Origin of the sequence: Streptomyces sp. WAC04114, assembly GCF_019733245.1 — a bacterium.
Classification (GTDB): domain Bacteria; phylum Actinomycetota; class Actinomycetes; order Streptomycetales; family Streptomycetaceae; genus Streptomyces; species Streptomyces massasporeus_A.
In genome coordinates, this window is record NZ_JAIGQA010000059.1 from 25006 (window position 1) to 39255 (window position 14250).

General features: G+C 71.5%; 11 protein-coding genes and 1 pseudogene. 7 read left to right on the top strand and 5 right to left on the bottom strand.

The genetic code is table 11. From position 1 onward, the window contains the following. Positions 1-29 precede the first annotated feature (29 nt). Both K4G64_RS17800 and K4G64_RS17805 read left to right on the top strand, forming a co-directional pair. Positions 30-665, top strand: coding sequence for an MBL fold metallo-hydrolase (locus K4G64_RS17800; RefSeq protein ID WP_221757020.1), 636 nt, complete (start codon positions 30-32; stop codon positions 663-665). Between the two features lie 43 nt (positions 666-708). Beyond that, positions 709-1488, top strand: a complete 780-nt coding sequence (locus tag K4G64_RS17805; protein ID WP_031104449.1) for an exodeoxyribonuclease III — start codon at positions 709-711, stop codon at positions 1486-1488. 21 nt (positions 1489-1509) lie between these two features. Here K4G64_RS17805 and K4G64_RS17810 read toward each other — a convergent pair whose 3' ends face one another. Continuing rightward, on the bottom strand, positions 1510-3276 hold the full coding sequence (locus K4G64_RS17810) for an SGNH/GDSL hydrolase family protein (RefSeq protein ID WP_221757021.1): 1767 nt from the start codon (positions 3274-3276) through the stop codon (positions 1510-1512). Positions 3277-3497: 221 nt separating this feature from the next. Between K4G64_RS17810 and K4G64_RS17815 the strand changes: the two genes are divergently transcribed. Together K4G64_RS17815 and K4G64_RS17820 are read left to right on the top strand one after the other, a co-directional pair. Next, positions 3498-3905, top strand: a complete 408-nt coding sequence (locus K4G64_RS17815; protein ID WP_221757022.1) for a DUF6278 family protein — start codon at positions 3498-3500, stop codon at positions 3903-3905. A 140-nt stretch (positions 3906-4045) separates the two neighbouring features. Beyond that, positions 4046-4789, top strand: a complete 744-nt coding sequence (locus K4G64_RS17820; RefSeq protein WP_221757023.1) for an amino acid ABC transporter ATP-binding protein — start codon at positions 4046-4048, stop codon at positions 4787-4789. A 223-nt stretch (positions 4790-5012) separates the two neighbouring features. Here the strand turns inward: K4G64_RS17820 and K4G64_RS17825 are convergent, their stop codons facing one another. Then, entirely contained in the window at positions 5013-6581 is a 1569-nt protein-coding gene (locus K4G64_RS17825; RefSeq protein ID WP_221757024.1) for a CocE/NonD family hydrolase, read from the bottom strand. Positions 6582-6696: 115 nt separating this feature from the next. Further along, positions 6697-7458, bottom strand: coding sequence for a hypothetical protein (locus tag K4G64_RS17830; RefSeq protein ID WP_221757025.1), 762 nt, complete (start codon positions 7456-7458; stop codon positions 6697-6699). Between the two features lie 104 nt (positions 7459-7562). Here K4G64_RS17830 and ggt point away from each other — a divergent pair, with 104 nt between their 5' ends. Further along, positions 7563-9365 carry a gamma-glutamyltransferase gene (ggt, locus tag K4G64_RS17835; protein WP_221757026.1) on the top strand — a complete coding sequence of 601 codons (1803 nt, stop codon included), beginning with the start codon at positions 7563-7565 and terminating at the stop codon, positions 9363-9365. A gap of 72 nt (positions 9366-9437) precedes the next feature. On the opposite strand, the gene K4G64_RS17840 is transcribed toward ggt, so the two are convergent. Together K4G64_RS17840 and map are read right to left on the bottom strand one after the other, a co-directional pair. Beyond that, the gene (locus K4G64_RS17840; protein WP_221757027.1) at positions 9438-11975 is read right to left on the bottom strand and encodes an ATP-dependent Clp protease ATP-binding subunit; all 2538 of its coding nucleotides are present in this window, start codon (positions 11973-11975) and stop codon (positions 9438-9440) included. 299 nt (positions 11976-12274) lie between these two features. Then, positions 12275-13042 carry a type I methionyl aminopeptidase gene (gene map, locus K4G64_RS17845; RefSeq protein WP_221757028.1) on the bottom strand — a complete coding sequence of 256 codons (768 nt, stop codon included), beginning with the start codon at positions 13040-13042 and terminating at the stop codon, positions 12275-12277. Between the two features lie 32 nt (positions 13043-13074). Between map and K4G64_RS17850 the strand changes: the two genes are divergently transcribed. Both K4G64_RS17850 and K4G64_RS40210 read left to right on the top strand, forming a co-directional pair. After that, positions 13075-13326: a helix-turn-helix domain-containing protein gene (locus K4G64_RS17850; protein ID WP_221757029.1), complete on the top strand. Its 252-nt coding sequence runs from the start codon at positions 13075-13077 to the stop codon at positions 13324-13326. Between the two features lie 98 nt (positions 13327-13424). Further along, positions 13425-14250 (top strand): annotated as a pseudogene (locus tag K4G64_RS40210) (hypothetical protein); the annotation flags it as partial.

Genomic DNA, 14250 nt, shown 5'->3' on the forward strand with positions numbered 1-14250 from the left:
CCCGCGGCCCCCGGGGCAGGATGGAGACCATGAAGCTCACGAAGAAGTCGCACGCCTGCGTCCGCCTGGAGAAGGACGGCCGGACGCTCGTTCTCGACCCCGGCGGGTTCAGCGAGGAGGACGCCGCGCTCGGCGCGGACGCCATCCTCGTCACCCACGAGCACCCCGACCACTTCGACGAGCAACGGCTTCGCGCCGCGATGGAGGACAACCCGGCTGCCGAGATCTGGACCCTCGAGGCGGTCGCCGAGAAGATCTCCGCGGCCTTCCCCGGCCGTGTCCACACCGTCGGCCACGGCGACACCTTCACCGCCGCCGGCTTCGACGTCCAGGTCCACGGCGAACTCCACGCGGTGATCCACCCGGACATCCCGCGCATCACCAACGTCGGCTATCTCGTCGACGGCGGCACGGTCTTCCACCCCGGCGACGCCCTGACCGTCCCCGACCACCCCGTCGAGACGCTGCTGCTGCCGGTGATGGCCCCCTGGAGCAAGATCTCCGAGGTCATCGACTACGTCCGCGAGCTGAGGCCGCAGCGCGCCTACGACATCCACGACGCCCTGCTCACCGACCTGGCCCGCCCGATCTACGACCGGCAGATCGGGCAGCTCGGCGGCTCCGAGCACCTGCGGCTCACCCCGGGGGCGTCGGCGGACCTCTGACTCCGGGACGGCGTTGTCAGACCTGCCGGGTAGGTTGTGGGACATGCGCATCGCGACCTGGAACGTGAACTCGATCACCGCCCGCCTGCCGAGGCTCCTGGCCTGGCTGGAGAGCAGCGGCACGGACGTGCTGTGCCTCCAGGAGGCCAAGGTCGCCGAGGAGCAGTTCCCGTCGGAGCAGCTGCGCGAGCTGGGCTACGAGTCGGCGGTCCACGCGACCGGCCGGTGGAACGGCGTGGCGGTGCTCTCCCGCGTCGGCATCGAGGACGTGGTCAAGGGTGTGCCCGGTGACCCCGGCTTCGACGGATCGGTGGAGCCCCGGGCGATCTCGGCGACCTGCGGCCCGCTCCGCGTCTGGTCGGTCTACGTGCCGAACGGCCGTGAGGTGGACCACCCGCATTACGCCTACAAGCTCCAGTGGTTCGAGGCGCTCAAGGCCGCTGTCGCCGGTGACGCCGCGGGCAGCCGCCCCTTCGCGGTAATGGGCGACTACAACGTGGCGCCGACGGACGACGACGTCTTCGACCCGGCCTTCTTCGAGGGCTCCACCCACGTCACCCCGGCCGAGCGCGCCGCCCTGGCCTCCCTGCGCGAGGCGGGCCTGTCGGACGTGGTCCCGCGGCCCCTCAAGTACGACCAGCCGTTCACGTACTGGGACTACCGCCAGCTCTCCTTCCCGAAGAACCGCGGCATGCGCATCGACCTGGTGTACGGCAACGCGCCCTTCGCGAAGGCCGTCAGCGACGCGTACGTGGACCGCGAGGAGCGCAAGGGCAAGGGCGCGTCCGACCACGCGCCCGTGGTCGTGGACCTGGACGTCTGAGGCCTGTCGCCTCATCTCGCCTCAGGGCCGCAACAGCCGCAGGTCGACCGAGTCCGCCAGGGCCGCCAGCCCGGTGTCGCCCGGATGCAGATGGTCCCCGCTGTCGTAGGCGGGGAGCATCCGGGCGGGCCGCCCGGGATCGCGGACCACCGCGTCGAAGTCGAGCACGCCGTCGAAGACCTCGCCGTCGCGGATCCACGCGTTCACGGCGACCCGCTCGGCATCGACGGCGGCCGTGCACCGCGCCTCGCCCTCACAGGGCAGGATCGTCGCCGCGAGCATCCGCAGCCCCCGGGCGTGCCCGCGCGCCGCGAGCTCCCGCAGCCCCGCGATCACCTGCTCCGCGGAGGTGCCCCACCGCAGGTCGTTGATGCCCTCGAAGACGACGGCCGTACGGGGCGACGGCTGGGCGAGGACGTCCCGGTCGAAGCGGTTGCGGGCGCTCACCCCGGCCGTGTCCGTGGACACCCCGTCGCCGGGGTACCGGTCGGTGACCACGCGGTTGCCCGAGATCCCCAGGTTCAGCACGCCGTAGCGCGGGACGGTGTCCTGCTTCAGGAGCCGGCCGGCCAGCACGTTCGGCCAGCGCCGGTTGGCATCCACCGTCGACTTGTCGCCGTCGGTGATCGAGTCCCCGAGCAGCACCACCGACCCGGGCCCGCCGCTCACGTCGACCCCGGCGAGCAGCGGCCAGCGGGTGATCACCGAGGTGTACGCCGCGGCGGTGCCCTCCGCCGTGTGGTCGCCGGGCTCGCTGACGTAGGAACGCTGCTGCGCGAGGCCGTGCACGGGCGCCGCGGCCACAGTCCCGGGCAGGTGGAAGCTCACCAGCAGATTGGTGTCCGCCGGGACGGAGAAGCCGAGCGGATCGCTGTACGCCTGCGCCCCGGCCGGGATCGTCACGCCCGCCGCCCCGCCGAACGACAGCGCCACCGGCGTGCTCCGCGAGGCCGCGCCGGTCGCCTGCACCGCCACCGTGGCACTCCCGATCCGCACCGGAGCCGCCGCGAAGGTGTTGTCGAACCGCACCCGCACCCGGGGCCCGCCGGCCGAGGTGTGCACGACCAGTCGCAGGGTCCGGTCCCTCCAGGGGCCCACGGCCGCGTAGCCGCCCGTGGCCGTGGTCCAGCTGCCCGTCCAGCCCTGCGTGGCGGTCCGTACCGACACCGCGAAGATGTGCAGCCCGGCCGCGCTCGGCAGCCGGACGGAGGTGACCGCGCGGCCCGGAACCAGCGGCACCGTCACGACGTACAGGCGGGCCTGCCGCGCGAGTTGACCGCCCGGTGTGTTGATGTGCGGCAGGGCCACCGCCTTGGTCGCGAGCGGCCCGGTGAGCCAGTCGGGCGCGGTCAGCCGGTACCCGGAGCGGGTGCCGTTCGCGTACGTGACCGTGCCCGGGCCGCCCACCTCGGTGCCGACCGTGCCCGCCACCAGGAAGGCCAGGGCGTCCCCGCGCCCCGCGACCCGGACGTCCTGCCCGGCGGCGCGGACGTTGTCCGCCTCTCCGGGTTGCCGCTTCGGCCAGGTCAGCCGGGCCCCCTGCACGGTGAGGACACGTCCGGGTGTCCAGCCCGCGGCGGCGAGGTCCCGCGCCGGCAGGGAGGCGCCGGAGCCGTCGAAGTCGGCCTCCTCGGGGGAGCCGTCGTCGCTGACGGCCACGTTGTCGAACAGCCGCTCAAGTGGTACAGGCGCGGGCCGCCCCTCTCCGGCGGCATGCGCCGACACCGCCGGCACCAGCGACCCGCACAGGGTCAGGACGATCAGGATCCCCCGGACACATCGGCGCACGGCCGACTCCTCCCGCTCATCGACATACGACGCGACAACAACAAACGCAGGGACGGAACTGCAGGGACAACGACGGCCGAGACGCAAGACGCACGGTGAAGTTAGGGAGACAGGAGTGACCCGTCAACGCGCGTCGCGTGAACTCGGCCTGAACTCGACCCGGGTCGACGGGTCCGCGCGCCCTGTGGTGCGTACGGCGGTACGAATGACACGCTGGACGTATGAACATCCCTTTCCTGGGCAACCGGCGCCAGAAGGTCGGGGTCCCCGATCCGGCAGGCATCGCGGAACTCCTCGCCGAGTGCGAACTGCTCCGCTCCCAGGCGTCCCGGGCTGGTGTCCGGCTGGACGACACGGTGGCCTCGCTGGAGGCGCTCGACCAGCTCCTGCCGCGCTGGCGGGACGACGAGGACACCCTGACCTGGCTCGGCAACGACGCCGGTCTCTACCTGGGCAGCGTCATCGTGCGCACCGTCGAGGGCGCCGCCTGGGAGATCCGTTCCGACGGGCAGCCCGTCGTACGCCTGGACTCCGGTCGCGAGTTCAACGTCGTCGATTCCGGCCACGAATGGGCCGCGTACGGGGTGCCCGAGCTGTCCCAGCTGTACGCGGAAGTCGCGGAGTCATGAGCCCCATGGCCACAACCTTTGGCCCAAAGTTCGACGTAAATACGGCTAATGATCGAAAAGTGCGTGTCGCCCGACAAGTCCGATCTTGCCTGGATACGTTGCGGCAACCACCACACAGCTGAGAGTGAGTAGGGCTGAGCATGGCCGTCGAGCCGCTGATCGAGCTGCGTGACGTCAACAAGCACTTCGGGGAGCTGCATGTCCTGCAGGACATCAACCTCACCGTCGGCCGGGGGGAGGTCGTCGTGGTGATCGGCCCGTCGGGGTCGGGGAAGTCGACCCTGTGCCGGGCGATCAACCGGCTGGAGACCATCGAGTCCGGGCAGATCGTCCTCGATGGGCAACCGCTGCCGGAGGAGGGCAAGCCCCTGGCCCGGCTGCGCGCGGACGTCGGCATGGTCTTCCAGTCGTTCAACCTCTTCGCCCACAAGACCGTCCTGCAGAACATCTCCCTGGGGCAGGTCAAGGTCCGCGGGCGCCGGAAGGAGGACGCCGACAAGCGCTCCCGTGAACTCCTCGACCGGGTCGGTGTCGCCAACCAGGCGGACAAGTACCCGGCGCAGCTCTCCGGAGGCCAGCAGCAGCGCGTGGCCATCGCCCGCGCCCTGGCCATGGAGCCCAAGGTGATGCTCTTCGACGAGCCGACCTCGGCCCTGGACCCGGAGATGATCAACGAGGTCCTGGAGGTCATGAAGCAACTGGCCCGCGACGGCATGACCATGATCGTCGTCACGCACGAGATGGGCTTCGCCCGCTCGGCCGCCAACCGCGTCGTCTTCATGTCCGACGGCGCGATCGTCGAGGACAGCACCCCCGACGAGTTCTTCACCAACCCGAGCAGCGACCGCGCCAAGGACTTCCTCTCCAAGATCCTCAAGCACTGAACGGACGGGCACCGGACGGCTCATCGCATCGGACCTCGACTACGATGTGCCCTTCATCCCTGTCGGAGAGGGGGACTTCGCCGAAGGCCGCCGATCCCGCCGGGGATGAGCAGACCGCCCGCCCGGCCCGCGGGGCGTTCCCCGCCGGGTGCGGCCCCCACGGCCCGAAGGCCACGGGGGCGGCGGTTCACATCGGCCAGGCCCGTCCGGCGGCAGCCGGAGATCACTGCTCGCGCAGCGGAACCGACACGTACGACGGGTCGTTCGCCGGCGAGGAGAAGGTCAGCTGCGCGCCGGACGGGTTGTGCTCGATGTAGAGCGGGTCGACCGTGTCGACGACCAGGGCGAGGCGATGCCCGGCCGGGACGTCGTAGGCCGTGGAGTACAGCTCCAGGTCGACGCCGAACGGCTTTCCGGGGGTGCGCCCGTGGAAGGTGTACGGCGCGTGGGTGACCAGCTTGCCGAGGCCGAGCGGCCCCACGTCGTACAGATAGGCGACGAGGGTGCCGCTCTCCTTGGTCGGGGTGAGGGTCGTGTGCAACTTGGTCGTTCCGCGCACCTGTTGGGCCGTGCCCGACTTCTCCGACTGCCACACGGCGGCCCAGCGGCGCGGGAGCAGCGGGATCGAGGCCATCGGCGGCAGCTGGGCCACCTGGTCGAGGATGCTGGACAGGAAGACGACACCGCCGTCCGCCCCCGAGTTGACGTTCGTCCGGATCGTCTTCGTGCCTCCGAGGGCGATCTTCCGGTCGGTCGCGGCGGCCGACTTCCAGTCCGGGTAGCCCTCGTAGCCGCCGGAGGAACGGGACTTGAGCTGGACGGGCTGCTCACGGTCGATGCCGTTGTCCTCGCCCCTGAGGTAGTGGTCGAACCAGCGCCCGGTGTCCTTCCAGACGTCGTTGGGCAGTCCGAACAGGCCGGTCAGCTCGGCGGTGGCGTGGTCTCCGGGCCGCATCTCCAGCCGCTTCGGGCCGGTCAGTTTCTCGTAGAAGTCGGCGGACTGGTTGGGCGGGAAGACGCTGTCGCCCCAGGTGTTGGCGAGCATGATCGCTGCGCCGTTCTCGTTGATCCGGTCGACGTAGCTCGCAGCGGAACGTTTCTTTCCCCAGGCGATGAGTTCGGGTTCCTTCGCCAGGTTGGAGGCGTAGAAGTCGTTGAAGGTCTGCCGGACTTCCGCGCTCTGCCGGCCCGTCACCACGCTCGCGCCGTCCAGCACGGCGACGGCCTGGAGGTGCTGGGTGCGCCCGGCATAGATCGAGCCGACCAGGTCGGCCCAGCCGCTGAGCGAGGCGACGGCCTTGATCCGCTTGTCGTGCGCGGCGGTGAGCAGGCTGATGCCCGCGCCGTAGGAGACGCCCGCCATGCCGATGTGCCCGGCATCGGCGGGGGTGTGAGCGATCGCCCAGTCGATGACCTTCGACGCGTCGGCGACATCGGGTGGGCCGGCCACTTCTATCTGGCCGCCCGACTGCCAGAAGCCGCGCACGTTGTAGGTGACGACGACGTACCCGGAGTCGGCGAGCTTCTGCGCCTGGGCGAGGTACTCGACCTGGGGCAGACCCCAGCTCGTGGGCATGACGAGCAGCGGGTAGCGGTCGCTGTCGCCGGCTCCTGCCGGGGTGACGACGTTGGCCTTGAGAACGGTGCCGCCGTCGCCGGCGATGTCGACGAAGCGGACGGGGTTCTTGGCCGCCTGGGCGGTGGGGGCGAATCCGAGGGCGGTGCCGGCGACCAGCGTCGCCGAGACGGCGCCTACGGCGGTGGTGCGCAGGGCCTTGCGGTGGGGTCCCACGGTCACTCCTCACTCGTGTAAGTGCAAAGTGACCGAACGGTAACCTCGACCTCTTACCAGAGGTAACCCGCCGGTAAGTTACGTGCCAGTAACGATTGTTGAGCGGCGGAGGATCTCAGGAGGCGCGGTGTGTGTTGCGTGGGGTCGTCGTGGCGGCGGGCAGCGCGGTCTGCGCCGCACGCGTCACGTCCTCCACCAGTTCGACGACATCGGGGCCGTATGCCTGGGAGTTGATCACCTTGAGCAGCAGCACGAAGGAACTGGTGCCGTACTTGCGGGTCAGTTTCTCGTGGTTGCGCGCCAGGTAGCGTGTGGTGGCCTGGTTGGTGATCGACGTCTGGCCGCAGAAGAGGAAGACCGGCCGGGTATGCGGACTCCGGTCCGCGGTGAGCCGGGCGAGCAGCGCGTACTCCTCTCTGCCGTGGTCCACGCGGTAGCGCTCGGTGCCGACCTGGAACGCGCCCCGGTCCGGGCCCGGTTCGGCGTCGACGTTCACCCGCACCCCCGGCAGCAGGGAGGACAGATGGGCCGCCATCCGGCGGTTGGACGCCGGGCCGCCCACGCAGAACTCGGTGCGCTCCCCGAAGCCCTGGCGTGCCGTGTCGTGCGGGAGTATCTGGGCGTGGGCGTTGCAGTCCTTGATCAGCGCGGCCAGTTCGAGCAGGGCGAACACGTCGTAGCGCATCACCGCGAACTCCGGTCCGGCCGCGCCCCGGTTCACCACCAGCAGGGACTCGGAGTTGTCGGGCAGCCCGAAGAACACCTGCTTGCGGCGGAGCCTGCGCTTCCACAGGTAGGTGCGGGCCACCCAGCCGAGCGCGGCACTGATGCCCGCCGCGACCACACCCAGAACGATGTTGCGCACGTCGTCATTCATGGGCGCGCATGGTAGCGGGCCCGACGCACCGGTGTTCGAGGCCTCCCTGACGCGGCCATGGCGATGAATTAAGCTGCGCGGACGGCCTTTGACTGGAGGTGCGGATGCGTCACCCTGTGGCACGGAATCTGACGGTCCTGGCGGTTTCGGCCGCCGTGGTGGTGTCGGTGGGAGCGGCGGCGCCGCCACCCGCCCCGCAGAGCCCCGGCGGTGAGAAATCCCCGCTGGCCGTCGGCTACGGGGGCGCCGTCTCCAGTGTCGATCCCGACGCCTCCGCCGCCGGGATCGAGGTCCTGCGGGAGGGCGGCAACGCCGTCGACGCCGCCGTCGCCACAGCCGCCGCGCTCGGCGTCACCGAGCCCTACTCCGCCGGCATCGGCGGAGGCGGCTACTTCGTGTACTACGACGCCAAGTCCCGCACGGTCCGCACCATCGACGGCCGCGAGACCGCCCCGCTGAGCGCCGGGAACGACCTGTTCCTGGAGAACGGCAAGCCCCTCGCCTTCGCCGACGCCGTCAGCAGCGGCCTGAGCGTCGGCACCCCGGGCACGCCCGCCACCTGGCGGACGGCCCTCGACCGGTGGGGCAGCAAGCGGCTCGCGAGTGTCCTGAAGCCGGCCGAGCGGCTGGCGCGCGACGGTTTCACCGTCGACGAGACCTTCCGCTCGCAGACGGCGGCCAATGAGGCCCGCTTCCGCTACTTCCCGGACACGGCCGAGCTGTTCCTGCCGGGCGGACGGCTCCCCGTCGTCGGCTCCACGTTCAAGAACCCCGACCTCGCCCGCACCTACGCGGAGTTGGGCCACAAGGGCGTCGACGCGCTCTATCGCGGCCGGCTCGGCCGGGACATCGTCGACACCGTCAACAAGCCGCCGGTCGATCCCTCCTCGGGCTGGAACGCCCGGCCCGGCGACCTGACCGCGAAGGACCTGGCCGCCTACCGCACCAAGGTCCAGGCGCCCACCCGGACCTCGTACCGCGGCCTCGGCGTCTACTCCATGGCGCCGTCCTCCTCCGGCGGTACGACCGTCGGCGAGGCGCTCAACATCCTGGAGCGGACCGACCTGTCCAAGGCGAGCAAGGCGAAGTACCTGCACCGCTTCATCGAGGCCAGCCGGATCGCGTTCGCGGACCGGGGACGCTGGGTCGGTGACCCGGCCTTCGAGGACGTGCCGACGAAGGAACTGCTGTCCCAGCGGTTCGCCGACTCGCGCGAGTGCCTCATCAAGGACGACGCGGTGCTCACGAGCCCCGTGGCGCCGGGAGACCCGCGCGACCCCGCGCGCTGCGGCTCGGGGGACAAGGCGGCCCCGACGACGTACGAGGGCGACAGCACCACGCACCTGACGGTGGCCGACAAGTGGGGCAACGTCGTCGCCTACACCCTCACCATCGAGCAGACCGGCGGCAGCGGGATCACCGTCCCCGGGCGGGGCTTCATCCTCAACAACGAGCTGACGGACTTCTCCTTCGCCCCGGCGAACCCGGCCGTGCACGACCCGAACCTGCCCGGGCCGGGCAAGCGGCCGCGGTCGTCGATCTCGCCGACGATCGTGCTGGACCGGCACCACCAGCCCGTGGTGGCGCTGGGGTCGCCGGGTGGTGCGACGATCATCACGACCGTGCTGCAGACGCTCACCGGGTTCGTCGACCGGGGGCTGCCGCTGGTCGACGCGATCGCGGCGCCCCGGGCGAGTCAGCGCAACGCTGCGCAGACCGAGCTGGAGCCCGGTCTCGACGGTGAGGTCAGGAAGCAACTGGAGGCGATCGGGCACTCCTTCAAGGTCAATCCGGAGATCGGTGCGGCTACGGCGGTTCAGCGGCTGCCCGGTGGGAAGTGGCTGGCAGCCGCGGAGACCGTGCGGCGGGGTGGGGGGTCGGCGATGGTGGTGCGGCCTGTGCGGTGACTTTTCGTGCGGGTGCGTGGGGGCTGGTCGCGCCCACGCGGCTGAGCCGCCCATCGGCACAGCCCCGCGCCCCTAGGACGAGGGCGCTGCAGGACTCTGCGTCTGGAACGTGAGTTTCCCGTCCTCCACGTCCACCGTCACCCCGCCGCCCTCGTCCACCCTGCCGTCCAGCAGCAGGCGTGACAGCTCGTTGTCCACCTCTCGCTGGATCGTGCGGCGGAGCGGGCGGGCGCCGTACTCCGGCTGGTAGCCGCGGTCGGCCAGCCATTCCACCGCCCGGTCGGTGAAGGTCACCGTGATGCCCTTGCTCTGGACCAGGGACCGGGTGCGGTCCAGCAGGAGGTTGGTGATCCGGCGCAGCTGCTCCGTGGTCAGCTGACGGAAGACGACGATCTCGTCGATGCGGTTGAGGAACTCCGGGCGGAAGTGCTCCCGCAGCGGGCGCAGGATCTGCTCGCGGCGGGCCTCCTCGTCCGCGTCGGCGCCGCCCGCGGCGAAGCCCGTCGTGGCGCCCCGGCGGGTGATCGCCTCGGAGCCGAGGTTGCTCGTCATCACGATGACGGTGTTGCTGAAGTCCACCGTCCGGCCCTGGGAGTCGGTCAGCCGGCCGTCGTCCAGGACCTGGAGCAGGATGTTGAAGACGTCCGGGTGGGCCTTCTCCACCTCGTCCAGCAGGAGCAGCGAGTACGGGTGACGGCGCACGACCTCGGTGAGCTGGCCCGCCTCCTCGTGGCCGACGTAGCCGGGCGGGGCGCCGACCAGCCGGCTGACGGTGTGGCGCTCCTGGTACTCGCTCATGTCGAGCCGGACCATGCGGTCCTCGCTGCCGAACAGCGCCTCGGCGAGCGCCCGGGCCAATTCGGTCTTGCCGACGCCCGTCGGGCCGAGGAACAGGAAGCTGCCGATCGGACGGTCGGGGGCCGCGAGCCCGGCACGGGAACGCAGCACCGCGTCCGAGACGACCCGCACCGCCTCGTCCTGGCCGATCACCCGCTGGTGCAGATGCTCCTCCAGCCCGAGCAGACGGTCCTTCTCCTCCTGGGTGAGGGAGGCGACCGGGATGCCGGTCTGCCGGGACACCACCTCGGCGATCGACTCGGCCCCGACCACCAGGTCCTGGCCCTCGTCGACCTCGCTGTCGCCGCCGGCCTCGGTGATCCGCTGCTTGAGCTCCACGATCCGGTCGCGCAACTGGGTGGCCTGCTCGTACTGCTCGTCCGCGACGGCCTGGTCCTTGTCCCGGGTCAGCTGCTCCAGCTCCCGCTCCAGGGCCCGTACGTCCGTGCCCTTGGTCCGGGCCCGCAGTCGCACCCGGGCACCGGCCTGGTCGATGAGGTCGATCGCCTTGTCGGGCAGGCGGCGGTCGGTGAGGTAGCGGTCGGAGAGCTCCACGGCGGCGACCAGGGCCTCGTCGGTGTAGCGGACCTGGTGGTGGGCCTCGTAGCGGTCCCGAAGTCCGCGCAGGATCTCGATCGCGTCGTCGGCGGTCGGCTCCGGCACCATGATCGGCTGGAAGCGGCGGGCCAGCGCCGCGTCCTTCTCGATGCGGCGGTACTCCTCCAGCGTGGTGGCGCCCACGATGTGCAGCTCGCCCCGGGCGAGGGCCGGCTTGAGGATGTTGCCGGCGTCCATGGAGCTGCCGTCGCCGCCGCCGGAACCGGCGCCCACGACCGTGTGCAGCTCGTCGATGAAGATGATCAACTGGTCGGAGTGGGCGCGGATCTCGCTCACGATGTTGTTCATCCGCTCCTCGAAGTCACCCCGGTAGCGGGTGCCCGCGACCACGCCCGTGAGGTCCAGGGCGACCACGCGGCGCCCGATCAGGACATCGGGCACGTCCGCCTCGGAGATGCGCTGCGCGAGCCCCTCCACGATGGCCGTCTTGCCGACTCCCGCGTCACCGATCAGCACCGGGTTGTTCTTGCCACGCCGGGACAGGACCTCGACGGTCTGCTCGATCTCCTGGTCCCGGCCGATCACCGGGTCGATCCGGCCCTGCCGGGCCAGCTCGGTGAGGTCACGGCCGTACTTGTCTAGGGTCGGCGTGTTCGTCGGGCGCGGACGCTCGGACTGGGGGGCCTCCGGCGCCTCGGGCGGTTCGGAGGGGGCGAAGCGGGCCGCGTTGAGAATGTGTCCGGCTGCGGAGTCGGGGTTCGACGCCAGGGCGCTCAGCACGTGCTCCGGGCCGATGTAACCGTAGCCGCGGGCCCGGGCCATGTCGTGCGCGTCCAGCAGGGCCCGCTTGGCGGCCGGGGTGAGGGAGAGCGCGGTCGGCGGCGGGGCGTCGTCCGGGGTGTGCTGGGCCGGCCCCGACCGGTCGTCGATCTGCGACGCCAGCGAGTCCGGGTTCGCACCGGCCTTGCTGAGCAGGGTGCGGGTGGGTTCGGTGGCGAGCGCCGCCCGCAGCAGATGCTGGGTGTCGAGATCCCGGCTGCCGTGCTCGGCGGCGTACTGGGCGGCGCCGCGGACGAGCTCCCGGGCCGGCTGACTGAGCAGCCGCCCGAGATCGATCTGCCGGGGACCGGGACGCGGTCCGCCGAAGAACTTTGCGAGGAATTCTCCGAAGGGATCCGAGCCGTAGCCCTCCGGGCTGGTGAAGCCACTGCTCATGGGCCTTCCGTTCCCGGCGTCCCCGGCGCGCGGGCGGGGGACGCCCTGGCTGGTCGACGTGCCGGGGTCGGGTAACCCGGGTGGCAGCCGGTTACACCTGGGGGCGCGCTCGTAGAACACCTTCGCACGATCGTCGGCGAGGGGCACCTTTGGGATTTATCCGGGTCATTCCGGCGTACGGGTCGTTCCCGAGTATGGGCCGTTTCGGCGTACGGGCCACTCCGGCGTACGGGTCTTTGCGGCGCAGGGGTCATGTCGGTGTCCGGGTCGTCCCGGCGCCCTGGTCGTTCCGGCGGGTGTCAGCGTGCGGTCAGGATTCTCGGCCCCGAGTCCGTGATCGCCACCGTGTGCTCCGCGTGGGCCGCGCGCGAGCCGTCGTTCGTCTTCAGGGTCCAGCCGTCGGGGGCCGCGTGGAAGTCGTCCGCGCCGCCCGCGACGACCATGGGCTCGATCGCCAGCACCATGCCGTGCCGGAGCCGCATGCCCCGCCCCGGGCGGCCCTCGTTGGGCACCCCGGGGTCCTCGTGCATACGGCGGCCGATGCCGTGGCCGCCGAAGCCGTCCGGGATGCCGTAGCCGGCCCCGCGGCAGATCGTGCCGATGGCGTGGGCGATGTCGCCGATGCGGTTGCCCACGACGGCGGCCTCGATGCCGGCGGCGAGGGCCCGCTCGGCGGTCTCGATCAGGCGGAGGTCCGCCTCGCGCGGGGTGCCCACGACGAAGCTGAGCGCCGAGTCGCCGACCCAGCCGCCCAGTTCGGCGCCGAAGTCGATGGACACCAGGTCGCCGTCGCGCAGGCGGTAGCGGTCCGGGACGCCGTGCACGATCGCGTCGTTGACCGAGACGCAGAGAACGGCGGGGAAGGGAGTCGGTGCGAAGGACGGCCGGTACCCCAGGAAGGGCGAGGTCGCGCCGGCCTCGCGCAGCACGCCGTGCGCCACCTCGTCCAGCTCCAGCAGGGAGACGCCCACGCCGGCGGCCTTTTGTACGGCCGTCAGGGCTCGGGCGACGACCTGGCCCGCCTCGTACATCGCGTCGATAGAAGTGTCTGTCTTCAGCTCCACCATGCCAATTACTATACCGGTATTAGAATGGGGGCATGGTGCGCACCCCTCTCACCCCCGAAGAGCGCGAACGCGGCGAGCGGCTCGGCAAACTGCTGCGCGCGGCGCGTGGTGACCGGAGCATGACGGAGATCGCGGCGAGCGCGGGCATCTCCGCGGAGACCCTCCGGAAGATCGAGACCGGCCGGGCCCCGACCCCGGCCTTCTTCACGGTGGCCGCGCTGGCCGGAGTCCTCGGGCTGTCCATGGACGACCTGGCCGGACAATGCGTCCTGGTGCCCCTCTGAGGAACCCGCGCCGCGCGTGAAAACTCCCCGTAGCACGTCCGTAACACGACTGGTGTTGCCTACGGGGCGGAATGCTCCGGCCTCACGGGAGTTGAGCGATGACGGCGGATCAACTCCCGGCTGAAGTCGGCGAGTTCGCGACCTACCTGGACGGTCTGCTGGCACGCCTCGACCCGTCCGGCGGCTGGTGCGCGGTGTTCTGGCAGCGCGATGCGGAGGGCATGCGGGCCTGTCTGGACGGGCGGGACGTGCCGCCCTGGGACGTGGTCGAGGCGCTGCTGCAGGACCTCGCCGGGCAGTACGGCCCGGGCGGGGCCGGCCCGGAGACGGAGCGCGCCCGGGCCCTGCACGCCGCCGCGCTCGCCGTGTTCGACGCCCGGCCCGGGGGCCGCGACGCTCTCGGCGGCCGCCTCGACGTCATGCTCCGCGAACAGAAGTACGCCGCCGAACGCCAGGCCGCCCTCGCCCGCCATCTGACCTCGGCCACGACCCCCGAACAGGCCGACGCACTGCGCCTGGACCTGGCCTGGGCACGCGACGACCACGTCCGCGCCGCGGCCCGCTGCGCGGAGCTCCAGGCACGGATGGCTCACGTGGACCGGCGGGAGCGGGGGACGCCCCCGGGGATGGGGATGCCCCCGACAGCCCGGGGCGACGGTGAGGGACCGCGGGGCGCCGTGCCGGGATCGCCGACTGCCGCGCCGCAGCGCAACACCACGGGCTCGGCCTCAACGACGACGGGCCGCGGCACCACCGACCCGGGGGCCGGGTGGCCCGCCCAGCAGCACCTCGCCGCCCAGGGCTTCTCCGGGGAGGGCCCTGCGGGTGCCGTGCCCGATCCGGTCCCGACCGGATCCTCGGGCCGCTCGGGCACTGTCGATCCGGGGGCCGGGTGGCCCGGTCGGCAGCACCTCGCCGCTCAGG

Coding starts and splice junctions, on each gene's coding strand:
- K4G64_RS17800 (WP_221757020.1), top strand. CDS start 30: ATGAAGCTCACGAAGAAGTCGCACGCCTGCGTCCGCCTGGAGAAGGAC.
- K4G64_RS17805 (WP_031104449.1), top strand. CDS start 709: ATGCGCATCGCGACCTGGAACGTGAACTCGATCACCGCCCGCCTGCCG.
- K4G64_RS17815 (WP_221757022.1), top strand. CDS start 3,498: ATGAACATCCCTTTCCTGGGCAACCGGCGCCAGAAGGTCGGGGTCCCC.
- K4G64_RS17820 (WP_221757023.1), top strand. CDS start 4,046: ATGGCCGTCGAGCCGCTGATCGAGCTGCGTGACGTCAACAAGCACTTC.
- K4G64_RS17830 (WP_221757025.1), bottom strand. CDS start 7,458: ATGAATGACGACGTGCGCAACATCGTTCTGGGTGTGGTCGCGGCGGGC.
- ggt (WP_221757026.1), top strand. CDS start 7,563: ATGCGTCACCCTGTGGCACGGAATCTGACGGTCCTGGCGGTTTCGGCC.
- K4G64_RS17840 (WP_221757027.1), bottom strand. CDS start 11,975: ATGAGCAGTGGCTTCACCAGCCCGGAGGGCTACGGCTCGGATCCCTTC.
- map (WP_221757028.1), bottom strand. CDS start 13,042: ATGGTGGAGCTGAAGACAGACACTTCTATCGACGCGATGTACGAGGCG.
- K4G64_RS17850 (WP_221757029.1), top strand. CDS start 13,075: ATGGTGCGCACCCCTCTCACCCCCGAAGAGCGCGAACGCGGCGAGCGG.